We start from the raw sequence: 18,729 nt of genomic DNA, 5'->3' as shown, positions 1-18,729 counted from the left end.
ACCTCCTCATATACGGGAATATTGCATTCACACGGTAGCATTATACAGCAACTTGACGGCGTTGAAAACAAAAGATGATTTAATGATGAAAAAAACTCCGCTTTTTTCCATTGTTCGCGGCGGAAAAGGGCTGTAAAAAGGATGTCTATTGTGCCGGAAAGCAGGGGGATGCTATAATGATCCCACAGAAGGAGCGGCTTTTCGGGCGTTGGCAAAAGGGGCCGTCCTCCGGGAAGGCTTGGGCCGCCGCACGGGGCCACACGGGTTGGAATACCCCCAATGGCATACACTCTATGGGAGGTGAGCGCGATGGATATGATCGATCTGTTGCAAAAAAAGAAGCGGGGAGAGCGGCTGAGCCGGGAGGAAATCGCCTATTTTGTGCAGGGCGTTACCGACGGCAGCATTCCCGACTATCAGATCTCCGCCTTTACCATGGCGGTATGCCTGCGGGGAATGGATGAGGAGGAGACCGCCAACCTGACCTATTTTATGGCGCAGTCTGGGGATACCGTGGATCTTTCCGGTATCCGAGGCGTGGTAGCGGATAAGCACTCCACCGGCGGGGTGGGGGATACCACCACCCTCGTATTGGTGCCCATGGTGGCGGCCTGCGGCGTCAAGGTGGCGAAGATGTCCGGTCGGGGACTGGGCCATACCGGCGGCACGCTGGATAAGCTGGAATCCATCCCGGGCCTACGGGTGGATTTCACCCCCCAAGAGATGGTGGATCTGGTGAACCGCCATGGCGCCGCCATCGTGGGGCAGACTGGGGACCTGGTCCCTGCCGATAAGCGGCTCTACGCCATCCGGGATGTAACCGCCACCGTGGATAGCGTGGCCCTCATCGCCAGCAGTGTCATGAGCAAGAAGCTGGCCTCGGGAGCTGAGGCCATTGTATTGGATGTAAAAACCGGCAGCGGCGCTTTTATGAAGGAGACGGAGGCTGCCTTCCGCCTGGCCCGGGCTATGGTAGATATCGGGGAGCGGCTGGGCCGCCGGGTTACCGCCATCGTGACCGATATGGACCAGCCCCTGGGCAATGCCATCGGCAACGGTTTGGACGTGCGGGAAGCCATCGGCGTTTTGTCGGGCCAGGAGCGGGAATCCCCACTGTTTTCGGTGTGTATGCTTCTGGCAAAACAGATCATGCTGGCGGCGGGGAAGGCGTCCACCCCGGAAGAGGCGGAAGCAAAGCTGCAAAAAGCGCTGGACACCGGGGCAGCGCTGGATAAATTTCGGGAGATCATCGCCGCTCAAGGCGGCGATACCAGGGTGATAGAGAACCCCGATTCCCTGATAAAGGCAAGACGGGTGGAACCCATCTTGGCTCAGGCGGATGGCTATGTGTGTCATATGGATGCCGAGGCCATCGGCCGGGCGGCGCAGCTTTTGGGCGCAGGCAGATCCCGTGCGGAGGATACCGTGGACCACTCCGTAGGGATTCTAATGCAAAAGCGGGTAGGGGAGCCGGTAAAAGCCGGAGAACCCCTGGCACTGTTTTACGTTAACGAGGAGAAAAATCTGGATCAGGCCAGAGAGCTGTTTACAAGGGCCGTGCACCTGGGGGAAGCCCGGGTGGAACGCCCGCTGGTCTATGGCTTGGTAACCGCCAACGGAGAGGAACGATTGATATGAAACGGAACCTGACTTTGGATGAATTCTGCGGGCTTATTGACCACACCCTGCTAAAGCCCGACGCCACTCCCCAGGAGATCCAGCGTGTCTGTGACGAGGCCCGGGAATACGGCTTTGCGTCGGTCTGCGTCAATAGTTGCTATGTGGCAATGGTCAATGAGCTGCTTACTGGGGTGGAGGTAAAGCCCTGTGCCGTGGTAGGCTTTCCTCTGGGGGCCATGGATACCGAGAGCAAGGCCTACGAGGCGGCGACCGCCGTTCAGAACGGGGCGGAGGAGATCGACATGGTTCTCAACATCGGGCGGCTTAAGGCCGGGGATGATGGCGATGTATTCAGCGATATGGTGCGGGTGATCCAAGCGGCGGGGGATACCCCCGTCAAGGTGATTCTGGAAACCTGTCTTTTAACCGACGATGAGAAGATCCGGGCTTGCGTGCTGGCAAAAAGGGCAGGCGCCGCCTATGTCAAAACCTCCACTGGGTTTTCCGCTGCCGGCGCCACTGTGGAGGATGTGGCCCTTCTGCGCCGCACGGTGGGTGACGATATGGGGGTTAAGGCCGCCGGAGGGATTCGCACCGTCGGCGATGTGCTCCGCATGATGGATGCCGGCGCCAGCCGCATTGGCACCAGCGCTGGTTACGCCATGGCAAGGGAGTACGAAAACCGCCCGGAATAAGGCAACAAAAACAATCTCTAGGAGGACGAGATGAAACTGGTATCCTGGAACGTGAACGGGCTGCGGGCTTGCATCAATAAGGGGTTTCTGGATTTTTTTCAGTCGGTGGATGCCGACGTCTTCTGCGTACAGGAGACCAAGATGCAGCCCGATCAGGCGGAGCTGTCCCTTGCGGGCTATGAGCAATACTGGAATAGCGCCCAGCGCAAGGGGTATTCCGGTACCGCGGTCTTTACCCGGGTCGCCCCCCAAAAGGTGGTCTATGATATTCCCAATACTCCCCATGCAGGGGAGGGCCGTGCCATTACCTTGGAATTTTCCGACTTCTATCTGGTAAACATCTACGTGCCCAATGCACAGAAGGAGCTTGCCCGTATCGATTACCGTATGTCCTGGGAGGACGATTTCAAGGCGTATGTCATGGAACTGGACCGGGAAAAACCGGTGGTGATCTGCGGCGATATGAACGTAGCCCGGACGGATCTGGATTTAAAGAACCCCAAGACGAACCGGGGCAACGCCGGTTTTTCGGATCAGGAGCGGGGTAAGATGGAAAAGTTGCTGGATGCGGGCTTTGCGGATGTGTTCCGCGAGCTGTATCCCGACCGGGTGGCCTATACCTGGTGGTCCTATCTGTTCAACGCCCGGAAGAACAACGCCGGATGGCGTATCGATTATTTTTTGACCTCTCGGCGTCTGATGGAACGGGCGGCGGACTTTATCATCCATGACCAGGTGCTGGGCAGCGACCACTGCCCCGTGGAGCTGGATCTAAACGGGTAAACGGGGCATTTAAAAGCACGCCGTAAGGCGTGCTTTTTTTTCGTAAAAAACATGGAAATATTTTTTGTTATTGTCAAATATTGTCGAAAATTGCTTTCTAACCATATGGAGAATCTGATACAATACAAGAAAACTCTGAAATGGTGGATCATGAAACAAGAGAGGCGCAAACAGAAAAAATGGCTGCCACTCTGTGCCGGGGCGCTGCTGTTGGTGGCGGGGATTTGCCTGGGAATAGGGCTGTTTCGATCTTCAAACGGTACGGGGAATGCCGGCGTGCAGATGGAGGTGGATCCCGGTGCGGTCGAATGGCAGGGCATTCTGCCCTCCCCGACAGATTCCTCTGGAGCGGGAAACATCACCATACCGGGCTATGGTGCCATGACATTGGCGGCGAATACGCTGAACCAGCGGGTCAATTTGGTGAATCCCCAGGGCAATCCCTGTTATTTTTGTATCTCCCTGGTGGTGGATGGGGAGGTGGTGTATGAATCCAAGCTGATTCCCCCGGGCAAGGGAGTCTACGACATCCAATTGATCCGAACCCTGCCTGCAGGCCGGTATCCCCACGCGGTTCTCCGGTATCAATGTTATTCACTGGAGGAACCGCCCGCCCCGTTGAATGGAGCGGATGTGGTACTGGACCTGTGGGTTCAATAGAAGAAAGGAGTCTTCCCATGCGAAAATGTATCATCCTGTTGTTATCTGCCGTGCTCCTGTGCGTTGGCGTGATGACGGCCTATGCCGCCGACGTCAACCAGGATAATCCCACGGGGTCGGTGGACGTTACCATGAACGCTAAGCTACCTGATCCCGTCTATACTGTGCAGATTCCCGCCCAGGTGGACTTCGGCACTCAGGTGATTGCCAAGGCCAGCGCCCCTGCCTCCAAGGAGTTCACCATATCCGTCAGCGATATGGCCGATTTTAATGGAAAGATGCTGCATATTACCGTTACCGGCAGCGGACCGGAGGGGGCCTTTCAACTGGTAAATGCCACAAACACCGCTCAGGTGGTCCCAATGAAGCTGCTCAGCGGCGGCAACGAAATACTGCCTGGGGAGGCCATCACCGCCATGGCGGAAAGCGCCTCTACTGAAAACGTGTTGGGAGCGCTTCAGGTGGATGCCAAGGATATTCCCGGGGAGGGAAATTACCAGGGAACGGTTACCTTTCAGTTTACCCTCAAATAGTTTTGTTGCCTGTGCCCGGCGCTGCCGGGCACTTTGCTTTTCTGTTTCAGAAAACCAAATATAGGCGAACATATGTACGGATCATTCCGCCTGTGGTATACTGGCTCCATGATTTGAAGGGGAGGGGCGGTCGGAATGGACTGGATTGCCAAGGAGCTTTGTTGCGGATGCGGGGTATGTGGTGCGGTGTGTCCTGTAAATGCCATACGGATGGAAGCGGACGACGAGGGCTTTCTCTATCCGCAGTTGGATCGGATCACTTGTGTGGATTGTGGGCTATGCCGCGAAAAGTGTCCGATTATGGCTGGAAAATCCATGAGGCGGTCCCAGCACGGCATTGCTTGCTATGCTGCCCATGAAACGGATCGGAAGGAACTGCTTTCCTGTGCTTCGGGAGGCGTTGCCACCGCGCTCTCTAGAGCGGTATTGGAGGCCGGCGGCTGGGTCTGCGGGGTGCGGTATGGGGAAGATTTCCGCAGCACCCATTACATCTGTACCAACCATCCTCAGGATCTGGCGGCTCTAAAGGGCAGTAAGTATATCCAGAGCCAGAAGAACGGGATCTTTCCTCTGGTGCGGGAACGCCTGGAAAAGGGGCTGGTTCTCTTTGTGGGAACGCCATGTGATGTGGGAGCTCTCAAAGGCTACCTTGGCGGGGACCACCCCAACCTGCTGGCCTGTGATTTGATCTGCCATGGTATCACCTCGCCCCGGGTGGGAGTGGAATATATCGATCACCTGGAGGAGTCTCTGGGGGCGCCCATTGCGTCCTTCACCGTTCGCCATAAGGTGGACGCCTGGTATCCAGCCTATCTTCGGGGGGAAGCGGAAAATGGAAAGACAGAGCTAATGCCCTTCTTTGATACCGCCTATGGATATGCTTTTTCATATTTCCTGCGGCCCAGCTGCTACCGATGCTCCTTCAAAGGAGAGAACCGGCTGGGGGATATTACCCTAGGGGACTACCTCGGCATGGATCCCGAGCATCCCGGCTATCAAAGGGAGGGGGTGTCAGCGGTGATGGTCAATACTTCAAAGGGCCTGCCATGGATGGAACGTCTATCGGGCATTGAATTGATCCCGGTGGAGTATGGCGATATTTTGAGCAAAAACAAAAGGCTATCGGTTTCCTCCCGAGAAAAGCCTCAAAGGAATGTGATCAGCCGTTTGCTTCCCTGTAAAGGCCTATTGGAGGCTTGCCGGGAAGCCGGCTGGGAGGATCCAAAATAGAAAAAATGTAAATCGATTAACAAAAGGATAAGTCTCAAACGTGACTTGCGCATCAAAGCCTTTGGCTGGGCCTACGTTATAAAACGGATACCGGTTTCGGAAGATAAATCCACCGCATCGGCTTTGCCATCTTTATTATACCTGTGTAAAATTCTGCATCGGCTCAGTGAGCAGACTGTTTATGAATAGGTTTGTCCAAAACAGTAAAACTTGTTAGGTCGCTGCCCTAAAACCTGTAAAGGAAAGCGCCCCGCATTTTGCGGGGCGCTCTGTTCTGAAACCTATTTGCTGTATCTTCTCTTTTTAAGACAAATCGAAGTTCCGGCAAGTCCGATACCCGATACAAACAGCAGAAAAATCGGCAGGACAAGGTTACTGCTGTCTCCGGTCTGTGGGTTATTTGAGTTATCGTCTGGGTTCTCCGGAGGTGCGGATGGGTCGGAAGGCCCGGATGGTTCATTGGATTCGTTCGGATTAGCAGGTCCCGTTGTTCCCGTCGCCGGAATCTCCACCGCCGCTTTCTCATAACCGCAGACAATGCATTCTTCATGCTTTGATCCGGCTTCGGTTGCAGTAGCTTCCTTGTCAATGACCCATTCATAACTATGGGGAGCCTCGTTCAGTTTTTCGCCACAGTTATTCATACATTCATTCCAATGGCTGGTTTCATTGTGTTTCCATTCCGCTCCCGCCTTATGTTCGTGTATGTTATCGAAATCTTTTATTGTTCCAGTTCCATTGGTTACATCAAGATTCATATGAACCGGTTCGCTGCAAAAATCAGTATAGAGTTCATCATTGACTTCCTCTTCAAAAATCTTCAACACATAAGGCCTGCATTTGCCGCAAGCAGGGTAATATGCCCTTTCTGCGGATATATTCCGCTTGTTCCGTCGCCAACTACCCACCATTCATGGCCCGCAAAGGCTACTTTGCTTTGATTGACTGTCAGATTTGTTATTCCATCTGCCATACCCGCTGCAAACACCGTCAATGGCACCAATGCGAGTATTACGCAAAAAACCAATAGGATACTCAAAAATCTTCGCCTTGTTTTCACGTTTTTTCCCCCTTATTCAAATATATTTAGACCTTCGCTATGAATTCCCGAAATACAAAAAGCGCATCCCGTCCGCAGCAAAACGGATAGAGTGCGCTTATACTATTTATACAATTTTCCGCTTGACAAGAAAAATAGGCAGAGTTAGGCTTTGCTTGCTTGCTTGCTTGCTTGCTTGCTTGCTTGCTTGCTTGCTTGCTTGCTTGCTTGCTTGCTTGCTTGCTTGCTTGCTTGCTTGCTTGCTAAAAGCCTGCCTTTCTCCATCATTTTTGACAAGTCCCTTTCTAAATACAAATATACATATACAATCTACTATAAAGCTGGTTGGTTTTCAATCTTTTCTTAAGAAAAAAGGACATACTATCGGTAATTACTATTAAAATTCTTTTAAACTGCGGGACAGAGAGGAAAAAGAATAGCTTTTGCTGCTAGATGAAATCGAATGTGCGGAAGCCGCCTCCTCCCTTTTGCAGGCGCAGAGGCTGCGGATATTTTCACGATTAGGCAGGTTCAATGCCGACATATAAGGAAACCGATTGACACAAAAAATCGAGTGTCTATAACTTAAATCCGTTATGAATACTCAATCTGGGTTTATACTACAAAAAAGATACCCATCTCTTGGCATGAGCGCTCCACTCCGAGCAAAAGAAAAGAGCCTGAACGCGAACTGCGTCCAGGCTCAGTCTGGTGCCGGAGGCCGGACTCGAACCGGCACGGTGTCGCCACCGGTGGATTTTGAGTCCACTACGTCTGCCAATTCCATCACTCCGGCAGGAATGCTCAACTATCATAGCAGAAATCCTGGTGTTGCGTCAATATGTAATCTCTGTTTAAATGGAGATAATGCGATCAATGGAGATTACGGATGCCATGGCAAAAACATTGGATGAAATCACCATAAAGAGGGCGCAAAGGGGGGATCAGGCCGCCGTAGAAACGGTATTATTGCGCTGTGAACCTCTGGTCTACCACGTCTGTCTAGGGACATTGCGCAACCGGGAGGATGCCCATGATGCCGCCCAGGACGCCCTTTTAAAGATCTATCTGAATCTGGGGAAATTCCAGTTTCAGTCGGCCTTTAGCAGTTGGGTTTATCGCGTTGCGACCAATGCCTGTTTGGATTTTCTCCGTCGCAATAAACGCCATAAACGCGCGGTTTCCCAAGAGGAGATTCCCATGGAAGCAACCCAGCCATCGCATGAATCAGGCCCCGAGGAACTGGCTTTGGATCGAGACCGGCGCCTCCTGGTACAAAAGGCGCTGATGAGCTTGGAAAAACGCCATCGGGAGGTTTTGCTGCTGTTGGAATACGGTGGGCTGAGCTACCAGGAGATCGCCCAAGCTCTGGAAATCCAGGTGGGCACCGTAAAAAGCCGCGTTTTTCGAGCACGCGCCGCCTTGGCAAAGGCGTTAAAAGAATTGGAACTTCTTTCATAAAAATGCGTCCTATCCATAGAAAGGATGGGAAAAACCATGCAAGGAACTCGAAAAAAGATCGCTTTGGGATTGGGATGCATTTTGACAATTGGCGCATTGGCGGGCTGCGGTACAAGTGCCGGCACAGCGGAACGGACCATCGTGGTGAGCGCCACCGGTCAGGCCAGCGCAAGCCCCGATATGGGGTATGTGACCTACCAGGTGGTGACCGAAAGCAGCGGTGCGCAGGATGCCCAGCAGAGAAATCAAGAGAAATCCGCCGCCATCGCCCAGGCCATCATCGCCCTGGGGGTGGAGGAGAAGGATTTGGTGACGGTGGACTATCACCTAGGGCCGGACTACCAATATATCAACAACAAACAGACCTTGCGGGCCTATGTCTGCCGGAATACCGTAACCGTTACGGTGCGGGAGATTGACAAGATGGGAGCGGTGATGGAGGCTGCGGTTCCCGACAACGGGAGTCAGCTGCAGTCGGTGAGCTTCGATGTTTCCGATAAAACCGCGGCTTATACGGCTGCTTTAGGGGATGGCGCTGCCAAAGCCAAAAGCAAAGCGGAAGCGATGGCTGCCGCCGGTGGCGTGACGCTGGGAGAGGTAGTAACCCTTACCGATTCCGTCAGCTATGACCCCTATCCCATTTATGGAGCTACCGCAAAGCAGGAATTGGCAGCGGATACTGCGGCGGGGATCAGCGCTGGCGATTTAACCGTCACGGTTCAGGTGAGCGCGGTATACCGCATTCGCTAACATGCTGATCCGCCAAGAGAAGCAATACAAAAAGGCCCAAGCCGGGCCTTTTTGTATTGGATTTGAAGGATAGGGGATTCCTAATTGTGTAGAAAAACGGCGTACAGAAGGGAACGCATTAGGGGAGCTGGAATGCTGCTTCAACTGCCGTTTGAACAGCCTTAGTGTTTGCTATCGTTGCCTGGGCGGCGGTTTGATTTTTGGATAGGCCTATGGTACCCTGCTAGCGAGGAGGAATCGCCTTGAAAAAGATATTGGGAATCGATGGAAATAGCCTCATGCACCGGGCATTTTACGCTCTGCCGCCCTTGACCAATCCACAAGGACAGGAGACTGGCGCGGTGTACGGTTTTTTGAATATGCTGATGCGGGTGGTGGAGGAGCAAAAGCCCGATTACTTTGCGGTGGCCTTTGATATGCATGGAAAGACTTTTCGCCATGAAGCCTATGCCGATTATAAGGCTGGGAGGAAAAAAACGCCGCCTGAACTGGTGTATCAATTTGATATGGTTCGGGAAGCCCTATCGGCCATGGGAGTGGCCATACTGGAGCGCCAGGCTTATGAGGCGGATGATATCCTGGGATATTTGGCGCAGCTGGCTCGGGAAAACGGCGCTGAGGCAGTGCTGGTAACGGGGGATAAGGACGCCCTTCAGCTGGCTGGCAACGGAGTCCGGATTCTTTTGACCAAGCGGGGCATCACCGATTACGAACTCTTGGACGCCCAAGGCGTTTTGGATAAAATGGGAGTTCTGCCCGAGCGGATCCCCGACTTAAAGGGGTTGATGGGGGATAGTTCCGATAACATTCCTGGCGTGCCGGGAGTGGGGCCCAAGACCGCCGTTACACTGCTAAACAGCTTTGGAACGGTGGATGGAGTACTGGAACACGCACAGGAGGCTAGGGGCGCTAAGGTTCAGAAGGCACTTACGGAGTATCGGGATCAAGCGATCTTAAGCCGGGACCTGGCAGTGATCCATCCCGATGTGCCGGATATGCCAGAGCTTGCGGCCCTTGCCTATCATGCGCCCTCCTATGAAAGCGTCAAAGAGGTGTTTACCCGTCATGGGTTTGCTTCCCTTTTAAAGCGCATTCAAAGCGAAGATGCGACATCCGAAGCGGAGACGCAGTCTGAGGCCTGTGCCATTCCTATGGAGGAGGTGTCCTTTGATGAGGCCATCCTGCGGGGCGGCAAAGAAGGGCGGATTGCCCTGGTGCTGGATGACGAGGCCGTGGAGCTTGCAGGAGAAGGGTTCCTCTGTTGTGTTCCCCTCAAGAAAACCCTGGTAGACGAGGGAATGGAGAGAGAAGAAGCCCTTGAGCTGTTGCTGCCGCTGTTGGCCGATGCGGATATTATCAAGGTGGTAATGGACGCCAAATCCCTGGCCCATGAGATCGCTCCTCTGGGAGGGACCCTCCATAGGGTTCAGGACGTAACCCTTATGGCCTATGTGCGGGATCCCGCCCTGGGGAAGCGTTCCCTCAGCCAGTTGCTGGAACGCCAAGGCATCCAGGAGGAAGGCGCTGTCGGGCTGTACCGGTTGGAACCGCAGCTTGCTTCTGAGCTGCGAAACGAGGGGATGGAGTCGGTCTACCAGGAGATGGAATCGGCTCTTTGGCCGGTACTATTTTCTATGGAGCAACGAGGATTTAAGGTGGATGTGGCGTTTTTAAAGGAGCTGTCTGGGCAATATCAGAAAACGCTTAAAAGCCTGGAGGAGCGCATCTACAAAAGTGTGGGAAAATCTTTTAATATCAATTCGCCCAAGCAGTTGGGCGAGGTTTTATTTGTGGATCTGGGACTGCCCGTCATCAAAGCCACCAAGGGGAAGACCGGCTTTTCCACCGACGCTGAAGTGCTGGAGCAACTTTCCGGCCGGCATGAGGTGGTGGATTGGGTACTGGAATACCGAAAGGCCGCTAAGCTGAAATCCACCTATCTGGATGGGCTAACCGCCGTTGCCGATCCTAAGGATCACCGCATTCACACCCGGTTTACCCAGAACGTTACCGCCACGGGACGGCTGTCTTCCATCGAGCCCAACCTCCAGAATATTCCGGTGCGCACCGCCGAAGGACGGGAAATCCGCCGGGCTTTTATCCCTTATGAAGCCGGCCGGGTGTTGGTGGCCGCCGATTATAGCCAGATTGAATTGCGGCTGCTGGCCCATTTTTCTGGGGATCCGGCTATGCTGGATATTTTCAGATCCGGCGGAGATATTCATACCGATACCGCCGCGCGAGTCTTCGGAGTGGAGCGGGATGCCGTGACCCGCGAGATGCGCTCCGCCGCCAAAGCGGTGAACTTTGGCATCGTCTATGGCATTAGCGATTTTGGTCTGGCCAAGAACATTGGCACCACCCGAGCTCAGGCGGCAGCCTATATCGATACCTATTTTACCCGCTTTCCAGGAGTAAAAGCTTATTTGGACCGCAGTGTGGAGGAGGGCGCCGCCCGAGGCTATACCGAAACCCTTTTTGGCCGCCGGCGGTATCTGCCGGAATTGAAATCCCGTAGCTACAACGTCCGGGAATTTGGCAAACGGGTGGCCATGAACGCGCCAATCCAGGGGACGGCGGCGGACATCATCAAGCTTGCTATGATCCGGACGGAGGAGCAGTTGGCCCCTTACGGCAATGACGCAGTCTTGATTTTGCAGGTGCATGACGAGCTGATCGTGGATTGTACCGCTACGCTTAAGGAGGAAGTAGCGCAGAAGCTGGACGCCGCCATGGAATCGGTGGTGGAGCTTTCAGTTCCCCTGATTGCGGAGGTCGGCTGGGGGGAGAATTGGCTGGACGCCAAATAAGCGGGTTGGAAAAGAATTGAAATAAACCATAAAAAAAGAGGCCCCTAGGGACCTCTTTTGCTTGTTTAGCGCAGCACCTTGCTGCCCAGCTTGGCGTGGAAGCTGGTATCCTTGGTGGTTTGAATGTCGATCCCTTTCATGGCCGATACCTGGGAACAGATGGAGAATAAAAGGAGGCTGTATTCCAGGTTATAGAAATCCTCATAGCCCTTGGTACGAACCACAAAATCCCGATCGTCCTGAGCGGAGGCTCCGGCAATCATGATGTAATCGGACCACTGGGAGAGTACCTCTTTTAAGGTCTTCATCCGGGGCTCCCGTCCGGTATCCAGCAGCACCACCAGGGAGTCCTGGTTGATGGCGTTGTATACCCCATGGATAAACTCCTCGAACTCATATCCGCCCACTGGTACCCGGAGGGTTTCCACCAGCTTGAGGGTTCCCTCTAAAACGATACCAAAGATGTCCTTGGTGCCCACCAGACGGATGTCATGGGACTGGGCCAGCATCTGGCCGTATTTATCGATCCAGGCTTTGGCGTCGTCCAATACATTGGGCATGTTATCCGCCACCTCGCTCAGCTGGCGGAGCGTCTCTTGATAGGATGCATCATCCAGTCTGCCATGGGCAAGCGCCCAGCTGGCGGCCAGCAGCTGTAGGTTGACGATGGTGCACAAAAAGCCCTTGGTCTTGGGCTGGAGATCGCCTTCCTCGCCGCAGGGCACCGTTAGGATGTAGTCGGCTACGGTATCCAAGATCACGCCTTCATCCCTACGACCGGCCATGGAGGCCAGAACACAACCCTGGGCTTTGGCATGTTCCATGGCCCGGAAAGCGCTGAGGCTGGTGCCGCTTTGGGAGATGCCAATGAAGAGCGTTTCGCTGGGCTGGGTAAAGAGATAATCCTCAGCCTGGAAGGGGTAGATCACATCTACCGGAATCCCCATGGTCTTTTGCATATACAGTTTTGCTCCGGTCCCGGCGTGAAAGCTGGAGCCCGAGCCACTGATCACGACGCGTTTGAAGTCCCGCTGGGCCACCTCTTTGAACAGGTCCGGGTGGGTGTTGATCATGTCCTTGAGCCTTAAGGGGGTTTCCCGCAGGCATTCTTCCATGGTTAGCATGATGATTCCTCCTTGCTGTGCGTTGGAACGGTTTTTTTTACGGTAAATCCGCACCACAAGTATAGCTTTTTGCCATTTACAAGTAAATATCGGTTTTTTGATGGGTGCCATGTGGTATGATAGGGAAAAAGCATCTTGGGAGGGACCATGAAAGGGAAAGAGAAGGCCTATGTGCTGGGGATAACCGGCAATACCGGCAGTGGAAAATCATCCGTTTGCGGCATGCTGAAAGAGCTTGGAGCCCAGGTGCTGGACGCTGACGCCATGGCAAAAGAGCTGCAGGAGCCGGGCCAGCCGGGGTATCGGGCTATCCTTGGAGCTTTTGGGCCAGACTTTTTGCTGGAGGATGGCAGGCTGGACCGCAAAAAGCTGGCACGGGAGGTTTTTTCCCATGAAGATTCCCTTAAAAAATTAAATGGAATGATCCATCCCCTTGTAATGGATGCTATAATAGGAGAAATTTCATCCCATGGGGGGCTTGTTGTCCTGGACGTCCCCCTGCTGTTTGAGACGGGCATGGATCGGTTATGCCATGAGATTTGGTTGGTCACTGCTCGAGAGGAGGTCCGGCTTGCCAGGATCATGGCGCGGGATTGTCTCAGTCCTACGGAGGCACGGATGCGCATGGCAAATCAGCGGGAGGTGGATCCCGGCCGAGTGCATCGGGTGCTGGACAACAGTGGGAACCTGGCTGATCTAAGAGCTCAGGTAGCGGGATGGTATCAAACCATGATAAAGGAAATATGACATGCAGAATGTGAATACCAGGCGGCGGCCCAGGAACCACGGGCGCCGTGGCGGACGGGGCAGGAGGCGCTCTCCCTGGCTTTTGGTGCTGTTGGCCCTGTTGCTTCTTGCGGCCCTGGCGGTGGTGGGCACGTTGGCTTTTCAGGCTCAGCGGAAGGCTGCCTATCCCTTGAAATACGAAGAGATCATCTTAAAATACGCCGAGGAATATGACCTGGATCCCAACGTGGTGGCGGCGGTGATCCATACCGAAAGCCATTTTGACGCCAATGCGGAATCCTACGTAGGCGCCCGCGGCCTGATGCAGGTAATGCCGGATACCGGGGGCTGGATTGCTCAGAAGCTGGGGATTCAGAACTTTGATCCCGATACCCTGTATGATCCCGATACCAATATCCGCTTTGGGTGCTGGTATCTGAATTACCTTTATGAGCGCTATGACGGCAAACACGACGTGGTCTTTGCCGCTTACAACACCGGGCCTAACCGAATCAGTTCTTGGCTGGAGGATCCCCGGTATGGGGATGGAGCGGGCAACTTTGTCCATGTGCCCAATGAAACCACCCGGAACTACATTGAAAAGGTGAACAGCGCCCGGCAGAGATATGAGGAGTACTATCATCTTGGTGCGTAAATGTTTGGCCATTTGTTTTGCGATACTGCTGATTTGCAGCCTTGCGGCCTGCGGCTCGCAGGGGGAGTCCCAGTCTACACCGCCTCCATCGGGGACGGTGGCTCCCGTGGAGGTGCCCACCAATGGCGGGAGCATCGGCATCGTTATGCCGCAGGATCCCGGAAACTGGAATCCGTTACGGCCCCAGACCAGGGAGATGGTGGATTTATACGGCTTGATCTACGATGGGCTGGTGCGCTTTGATGAGGAGATGCGTCCTATCCCCGGCCTGGCCCAGGATTGGACCACCGAGGATGAAGGCACCACCTGGAAATTCAAGCTGCGGAGCGATGTCGTCTTTCATGATGGCTCCGCCCTTACCACCGCCGATGTGGTAAAGACTTTGGATCTCTTGAAAAGCTACGCCGATAACAGTAGGGTGGATTCCATCTATGAAGGGGTTTTTGACCTGATTGACAGTTATTCCGCCGAGGATGAGACTACCCTAATGGTCAAGGTGAAGGTGCCGGGGCACCGGATCATCTCTGCCATGTCCTTTCCAATACTGCCTCGAAGCTATGGCGGAGGGGATAGCCTGCCCGCTGGCACCGGTCCCTATTCCATTTCCAGCCTGGAGAAGGGAAAGAGCATGGTGCTTTCCGCCAACGCTAATGGCTGGCGGCGTCAGCCCTACATCAGCACCATCAACGTGACGGCGGTGCCCGACACTGCCGCTGCCCTCAGCTCCTTGGATGCAAACCTGGTAAACCTGGTTCATTCCACATTGCTGACGGCGTCCCGCTATCGCCAGAAGGATTTGATCAATACCGTTCCTCTTATGACGCAGGAATACGAGTGCATCGTACCCAATGTATACCGCTCGGCGGTATCCAGCCCCGAGATGCGGAAGGCCATCCTGTACGCCATTGATCGGGGGGAGATCATCAGCTCCATCTACCTGAGCAATGCGGTGCTGGTGGACGTGCCTGTGACGCCGGATAGCTATCTTTACAGCAGTTCCACCTTTACCTATGAATACAGCACTGCCAGGGCGCAGGAGCTGTTATCCGGTCTGGGATTTGCAGACGATGACGGGGACGGCTATCTGGAGAAGAGCGGGGCAAGCTTTAAGCTGAACATCATCGTCAACGAGAATCCCGGCGCCAATACTCGGGCTGACGCCGCCCGCCTGGTGGCGACTCAACTGGGTAGGGTGGGCCTGCGGGCGGAGGTATCGGTTCTTCCCTGGGAGGAGTACACCAAGGCGCTCCAGAACGGTAATTTTGACCTTGCCTTCTGTGGCTTTGATATTGGTAAGGATTTTGACGTCTCCTTCTTTCTGCATTCTGCCGGCGCTAACAATTACAGCCATTATTCCTCTACCCAGCTCAACAATCTGCTTGATGCATACAGCGGTGCTGTAACAGAAAGCGAGATCAAACAGGCCAGCCTGGCGCTGCAGCGGTATTTGGTGGATGAGCTTCCCGTGATGAGCCTGTATTTTAGGACCAATACTCTGGTGTACCATTCCATGATTCAGGGGGTTACTATGGCGCGGGATAAGAACGTGTTCAAAGCCGTGGAACAGTGGTATATCTACCGGGAGGGAGATGACATCAAGGCGGGCGGCGTGCAATAGTTTCTATTGACTTTTGCGGCATTTCCGCTATAATATTCACGTATTGCCCTCCATGCGGTCATGGCGGAACAGGCAGACGCGCACGTTTGAGGGGCGTGTGGGCAACCATCCGGGTTCAAGTCCCGGTGACCGCACCAGAAAAACCCCCGAGAATCCTTTATTCTCGGGGGTTTTGTTGTGCCTGGGTACACACTAAAGTACACGTTGTTTGGTATGAGCATCCATCCAACGATTTGCTGATCAATCTTTTGGCCTGGCATGGGCGTACCACGCTACGTTTTGTAGGGCTTTGGTACACGTTGATCTGATTGCCTTCAAATACCCTTGTTATGTTGATCATAGGGCAGATTAAACCATTAAGAGGCACAAAAGGGGCATTCCCTTCCGCCGATAGGGTGAAACACAGTATAGAGATGGGATCCTACCGTGACCAACCTTGGGAAGAAATCTAGTTTTGGCTGGCGGGAATGATATTGAGACGCAGCACTGCCGCGCTGCTGGATACGGTCAATTATTTTAACTGGTAGTATCAGCCGTGCCATTGAAGCTGGATGGGGGTGGAAAGCTGACCGCACAGGCAGAGGCTGTATTCCTCCGAAAAAGGAAGGTGGTGCAGCGCTGCGCCGTTGACAGACGCGGCAAGAGCGCCGTCCGCCACTACGGAAAAGCCGTTCAAGCCGCCGGGGAGGCCCTGGCCAGTATACTTCAAATAGCTTTCCTTAGCAGCCCAGATGGAATAGAAGTCCTGGTACGCGGTGTGTTCCAGATAGCTTTGCTCCAGGGGATGAAAGAACCGCTGAGCGATGGCGGCCCTATCGCAGTCCTGATGCCGTTGCAGATCTAAGCCCAACGGAATTGTTCCAAGGGCGCATAGCCAGTAATCTCCGCTGTGGGTGATGGAAAAATGCAGCCAGGGGGCGTGGGGAAAGTAGGGCTTTCCCTCTTGGGATCGCAAGGGGGAGGTGATGGACGCGGGGTTCTGGCCCAGGGAAAGGGCGTAAGCTCTGGACAGGCCCAGAAGCCGTTCCGTCCGGCCTGTGGAATGGGGCTCGGGATAGATATGGATTTGTACCGCGTGATCTGCCATGGTAGTCAGCTCCCTTTGTTAATCCAGTTCGATGCCTTTTTCCTGCATATAGGCGATGACGTCCTTTACCTGGTGAAGCTGCCAGACATCCCGGGTGGGGATGTCCACGTTCAGCCGGTCCTCAAAGGCGCATACGATGTTCATCACGTCGAAGGAGGTAAGCTGCAGATCCTTGATGAAGTCGGTTTCATAGGTGATATTCTGTTTGCCTGTGACGTTGTAGATGATCTCCTGTACCAATTCCAGCATGGGGAGCCCTCTCCTTTCTAAATCATCTGTCGCTTGATCTTTTTGGACGCGGTTTTTTCGAACTCGCTTTCCCGGATGTGGACCATTTGTATTTGCTTATAGACCGGCAGCTTTTGGTTGAGCTGATCCACCTCTTTTTGGAGCCGATCCAAAATTTCATAGGAGGTCATGCCCTGGGTCATGGTGGGGTCGGGGTATACGGCGACGGCCAGGCGTACGTCGTCGGCGGAACTACCGCTGGCTGCTCCATAGGCCACCACTTCCTTTACCAGGGGAAGGGCCATCAGTGCGTTTTCAATTTCCTCCGGAGGGATTTTCTTGCCGTTCTTCATGACGATCAGGTTCTTGGTACGACCGGTGATATACAGATGGCCTTTCTTATCAAAATAGCCGATGTCCCCGGTTTTGAACCAACCCTCATCCAGGGACTCCTGGGTTAGGCCGGGATTGTTGTAGTAGCCGTTCATAAGGCTATCTCCCCGAACCAGGATCTCCCCGTCCTTAATCTTTATCTGGAAATGGGGCAGGGGCCGGCCGACCGACGCCATATTGGCGGTCTTATTCCGATTGACGGAGACCAGAGGGCAGCATTCGGTGATGCCATAGCCCTGGAGTACCAGGATACCAAAAGCCAACAGGTCCTCCGCCACCTGCTGGCTCAGGTAGGCGCCGCCGCACATAATGAGGTTCAGCTCCCCAATGGGGGAGTTTCTGATCCCCTCAAAAATCGCTTTGGGCAGGAACATGCCGGGTCTGCCCAGCGCCTTGCCCATTTTGATGAGGGTCCGTACCTGATCCTTTTTTCCTTTTTCTTCGATACTGGCCCAGATCATCTTGTGGATCATCTCCGCGATGAGGGGTACGGCGATGATGGTATGGGGCTGGAAAGCGGATAGATCCCGTATCATGGTCTTTAGATCGCCGCTGATACAGATGTTGATACCGTCCATCAAGCTGACAAGAGCGGCGAGGGTAAACCCATAGGTGTGGTAAAAGGGCAACACGCCGAAAGAGCGGCGGCCTGCTTCTACAAAGGCCAGTGCATCGGCAGCGTTGGTGAGAATGGCCTTTTGGCTCAGCATTACGGGTTTTGCAGTACTGGTGGTACCAGAGGTATAGACAATGGCCGCCGTAGCCGTGGGATCGGTCTGCACCTGGCTGTACAGAAGGCCTCCCCCATCCAGGCTGGCAGCTCCTTTCTGACAGAACGCCCAGAAAAGGTCGGGAGCTTTTTCCCTGGGATCCACCGTGAGGATCCGTTGGATGTAGCCCTGCTCCATAAGGGGCGCACAGATGGAGGAGAGGCTTTGGGAGGCCACCACAGCTGCGCAGTCCGCCTGGGCCACCATGGCGCGGATGGTGTCGTCGGATTGTTCGATGTCGATGCAGACCGCCACTGAGCCGCTGGTGATGATGCCAAAATAGGCCACCAGCCAGGCGTAGCTGTTCTCACTGACGATGGCGATGTGCTGGCCTGCCAGTCCCGAGAGGCAGAGGGCTTCCCCCAAATGGGCTACGTCTTGTTCCAGCTGGATATAGCTGTGGTGGTGCTCCTGTCCATCTCGGGAATAGTAGGTGACAGCGGGGGCCTGGCCATATTTTTCGGAGATATCCCGAAGCATGCTCCGATAGTCATTATAATAGGTTACTTGGTTGAGAGGATATGCTTTTGCCATAAGAGGCTCCTTT

General features: G+C 54.2%; 17 protein-coding genes and 2 tRNA genes. 13 read left to right on the top strand and 6 right to left on the bottom strand.

Translation table 11 applies throughout. From position 1 onward, the window contains the following. The first annotated feature begins 309 nt into the window (after window positions 1-309). The 6 genes from KP626_RS04970 to KP626_RS04945 all read left to right on the top strand — a co-directional run bounded on the left by KP626_RS04970 (window position 310) and on the right by KP626_RS04945 (window position 5,521). Window positions 310-1,638, top strand: a complete 1,329-nt coding sequence (locus tag KP626_RS04970; RefSeq protein WP_395975373.1) for a thymidine phosphorylase — start codon at window positions 310-312, stop codon at window positions 1,636-1,638. Next, a complete protein-coding gene (gene deoC, locus KP626_RS04965) occupies window positions 1,635-2,315 on the top strand; it encodes a deoxyribose-phosphate aldolase (protein WP_395975371.1) in 681 nt (226 codons plus the stop codon). Before KP626_RS04970 ends, deoC begins: the two co-directional genes overlap by 4 nt. 30 nt (window positions 2,316-2,345) lie before the next feature. Beyond that, complete coding sequence (locus tag KP626_RS04960) at window positions 2,346-3,098, top strand: exodeoxyribonuclease III (RefSeq protein ID WP_395975369.1); 753 nt, start codon at window positions 2,346-2,348, stop codon at window positions 3,096-3,098. A gap of 150 nt (window positions 3,099-3,248) precedes the next feature. After that, window positions 3,249-3,758 (top strand): tRNA (uracil-5-)-methyltransferase, encoded by a 510-nt coding sequence (locus KP626_RS04955; RefSeq protein ID WP_395975367.1) that lies wholly within the window; start codon window positions 3,249-3,251, stop codon window positions 3,756-3,758. A 17-nt stretch (window positions 3,759-3,775) separates the two neighbouring features. After that, window positions 3,776-4,291 carry a hypothetical protein gene (locus KP626_RS04950; RefSeq protein ID WP_395975365.1) on the top strand — a complete coding sequence of 172 codons (516 nt, stop codon included), beginning with the start codon at window positions 3,776-3,778 and terminating at the stop codon, window positions 4,289-4,291. Window positions 4,292-4,426: 135 nt separating this feature from the next. Next, the gene (locus KP626_RS04945; RefSeq protein WP_395975363.1) at window positions 4,427-5,521 is read left to right on the top strand and encodes a Coenzyme F420 hydrogenase/dehydrogenase, beta subunit C-terminal domain; all 1,095 of its coding nucleotides are present in this window, start codon (window positions 4,427-4,429) and stop codon (window positions 5,519-5,521) included. A 281-nt stretch (window positions 5,522-5,802) separates the two neighbouring features. Here the strand turns inward: KP626_RS04945 and KP626_RS04940 are convergent, their stop codons facing one another. Both KP626_RS04940 and KP626_RS04935 read right to left on the bottom strand, forming a co-directional pair. After that, window positions 5,803-6,345 carry a sortase B protein-sorting domain-containing protein gene (locus tag KP626_RS04940; protein WP_395975361.1) on the bottom strand — a complete coding sequence of 181 codons (543 nt, stop codon included), beginning with the start codon at window positions 6,343-6,345 and terminating at the stop codon, window positions 5,803-5,805. A gap of 924 nt (window positions 6,346-7,269) precedes the next feature. Further along, window positions 7,270-7,356: transfer RNA gene (locus KP626_RS04935), tRNA-Leu, on the bottom strand. Window positions 7,357-7,454: 98 nt separating this feature from the next. Here KP626_RS04935 and KP626_RS04930 point away from each other — a divergent pair. The 3 genes from KP626_RS04930 to polA all read left to right on the top strand — a co-directional run bounded on the left by KP626_RS04930 (window position 7,455) and on the right by polA (window position 11,581). Further along, window positions 7,455-8,021: an RNA polymerase sigma factor gene (locus tag KP626_RS04930; protein WP_395975359.1), complete on the top strand. Its 567-nt coding sequence runs from the start codon at window positions 7,455-7,457 to the stop codon at window positions 8,019-8,021. A gap of 36 nt (window positions 8,022-8,057) precedes the next feature. Further along, a complete protein-coding gene (locus KP626_RS04925; RefSeq protein ID WP_395975357.1) occupies window positions 8,058-8,771 on the top strand; it encodes an SIMPL domain-containing protein in 714 nt (237 codons plus the stop codon). 242 nt (window positions 8,772-9,013) lie between these two features. Then, window positions 9,014-11,581: a DNA polymerase I gene (gene polA, locus KP626_RS04920; RefSeq protein ID WP_395975355.1), complete on the top strand. Its 2,568-nt coding sequence runs from the start codon at window positions 9,014-9,016 to the stop codon at window positions 11,579-11,581. Between the two features lie 65 nt (window positions 11,582-11,646). Here the strand turns inward: polA and KP626_RS04915 are convergent, their stop codons facing one another. Then, window positions 11,647-12,705: an SIS domain-containing protein gene (locus KP626_RS04915; RefSeq protein ID WP_395975353.1), complete on the bottom strand. Its 1,059-nt coding sequence runs from the start codon at window positions 12,703-12,705 to the stop codon at window positions 11,647-11,649. A 147-nt stretch (window positions 12,706-12,852) separates the two neighbouring features. On the opposite strand from KP626_RS04915, the gene coaE reads away from it, so the two are divergent. The 4 genes from coaE to KP626_RS04895 all read left to right on the top strand — a co-directional run bounded on the left by coaE (window position 12,853) and on the right by KP626_RS04895 (window position 15,841). Next, window positions 12,853-13,452, top strand: a complete 600-nt coding sequence (gene coaE / locus KP626_RS04910; RefSeq protein WP_395975351.1) for a dephospho-CoA kinase — start codon at window positions 12,853-12,855, stop codon at window positions 13,450-13,452. A 1-nt stretch (window position 13,453) separates the two neighbouring features. Then, window positions 13,454-14,086: a lytic transglycosylase domain-containing protein gene (locus KP626_RS04905; protein ID WP_395975349.1), complete on the top strand. Its 633-nt coding sequence runs from the start codon at window positions 13,454-13,456 to the stop codon at window positions 14,084-14,086. After that, a complete protein-coding gene (locus KP626_RS04900; RefSeq protein WP_395978965.1) occupies window positions 14,079-15,704 on the top strand; it encodes an ABC transporter substrate-binding protein in 1,626 nt (541 codons plus the stop codon). The genes KP626_RS04905 and KP626_RS04900 overlap by 8 nt, the downstream gene beginning before the upstream one ends. Before the next feature lie 54 nt (window positions 15,705-15,758). Then, window positions 15,759-15,841: transfer RNA gene (locus KP626_RS04895), tRNA-Leu, on the top strand. Between the two features lie 392 nt (window positions 15,842-16,233). Here the strand turns inward: KP626_RS04895 and KP626_RS04890 are convergent. The 3 genes from KP626_RS04890 to KP626_RS04880 are packed head-to-tail and all read right to left on the bottom strand — an operon-like array spanning window position 16,234 to window position 18,716. After that, a complete protein-coding gene (locus KP626_RS04890) occupies window positions 16,234-16,791 on the bottom strand; it encodes a 4'-phosphopantetheinyl transferase family protein (RefSeq protein ID WP_395975347.1) in 558 nt (185 codons plus the stop codon). Window positions 16,792-16,809: 18 nt separating this feature from the next. Then, the gene (locus KP626_RS04885) at window positions 16,810-17,040 is read right to left on the bottom strand and encodes an acyl carrier protein (protein ID WP_395975345.1); all 231 of its coding nucleotides are present in this window, start codon (window positions 17,038-17,040) and stop codon (window positions 16,810-16,812) included. 17 nt (window positions 17,041-17,057) lie between these two features. Further along, window positions 17,058-18,716 carry an AMP-binding protein gene (locus tag KP626_RS04880; RefSeq protein ID WP_395975343.1) on the bottom strand — a complete coding sequence of 553 codons (1,659 nt, stop codon included), beginning with the start codon at window positions 18,714-18,716 and terminating at the stop codon, window positions 17,058-17,060. Window positions 18,717-18,729 lie beyond the last annotated feature (13 nt).

The organism is Christensenella sp. MSJ-20 (genome assembly GCF_044357945.1).
Classification (GTDB): Bacteria; Bacillota; Clostridia; order Christensenellales; family QAND01; genus QAND01.
The sequence above is the reverse complement of the archived record's forward strand: the minus strand, read 5'-3'. Positions and strand labels throughout refer to the sequence as shown.

Bases quoted from the DNA above. Each gene is read 5' to 3' on its own strand.
- KP626_RS04960 (WP_395975369.1), top strand. From the start codon at position 2,346: ATGAAACTGGTATCCTGGAACGTGAACGGGCTGCGGGCTTGCATCAAT.
- coaE (WP_395975351.1), top strand. From the start codon at position 12,853: ATGAAAGGGAAAGAGAAGGCCTATGTGCTGGGGATAACCGGCAATACC.
- KP626_RS04880 (WP_395975343.1), bottom strand. From the start codon at position 18,716: ATGGCAAAAGCATATCCTCTCAACCAAGTAACCTATTATAATGACTAT.
- KP626_RS04925 (WP_395975357.1), top strand. From the start codon at position 8,058: ATGCAAGGAACTCGAAAAAAGATCGCTTTGGGATTGGGATGCATTTTG.
- deoC (WP_395975371.1), top strand. From the start codon at position 1,635: ATGAAACGGAACCTGACTTTGGATGAATTCTGCGGGCTTATTGACCAC.
- KP626_RS04955 (WP_395975367.1), top strand. From the start codon at position 3,249: ATGAAACAAGAGAGGCGCAAACAGAAAAAATGGCTGCCACTCTGTGCC.
- KP626_RS04945 (WP_395975363.1), top strand. From the start codon at position 4,427: ATGGACTGGATTGCCAAGGAGCTTTGTTGCGGATGCGGGGTATGTGGT.
- KP626_RS04905 (WP_395975349.1), top strand. From the start codon at position 13,454: ATGCAGAATGTGAATACCAGGCGGCGGCCCAGGAACCACGGGCGCCGT.
- KP626_RS04950 (WP_395975365.1), top strand. From the start codon at position 3,776: ATGCGAAAATGTATCATCCTGTTGTTATCTGCCGTGCTCCTGTGCGTT.
- KP626_RS04915 (WP_395975353.1), bottom strand. From the start codon at position 12,705: ATGCTAACCATGGAAGAATGCCTGCGGGAAACCCCCTTAAGGCTCAAG.
- KP626_RS04885 (WP_395975345.1), bottom strand. From the start codon at position 17,040: ATGCTGGAATTGGTACAGGAGATCATCTACAACGTCACAGGCAAACAG.
- KP626_RS04970 (WP_395975373.1), top strand. From the start codon at position 310: ATGGATATGATCGATCTGTTGCAAAAAAAGAAGCGGGGAGAGCGGCTG.
- KP626_RS04930 (WP_395975359.1), top strand. From the start codon at position 7,455: ATGGCAAAAACATTGGATGAAATCACCATAAAGAGGGCGCAAAGGGGG.
- KP626_RS04890 (WP_395975347.1), bottom strand. From the start codon at position 16,791: ATGGCAGATCACGCGGTACAAATCCATATCTATCCCGAGCCCCATTCC.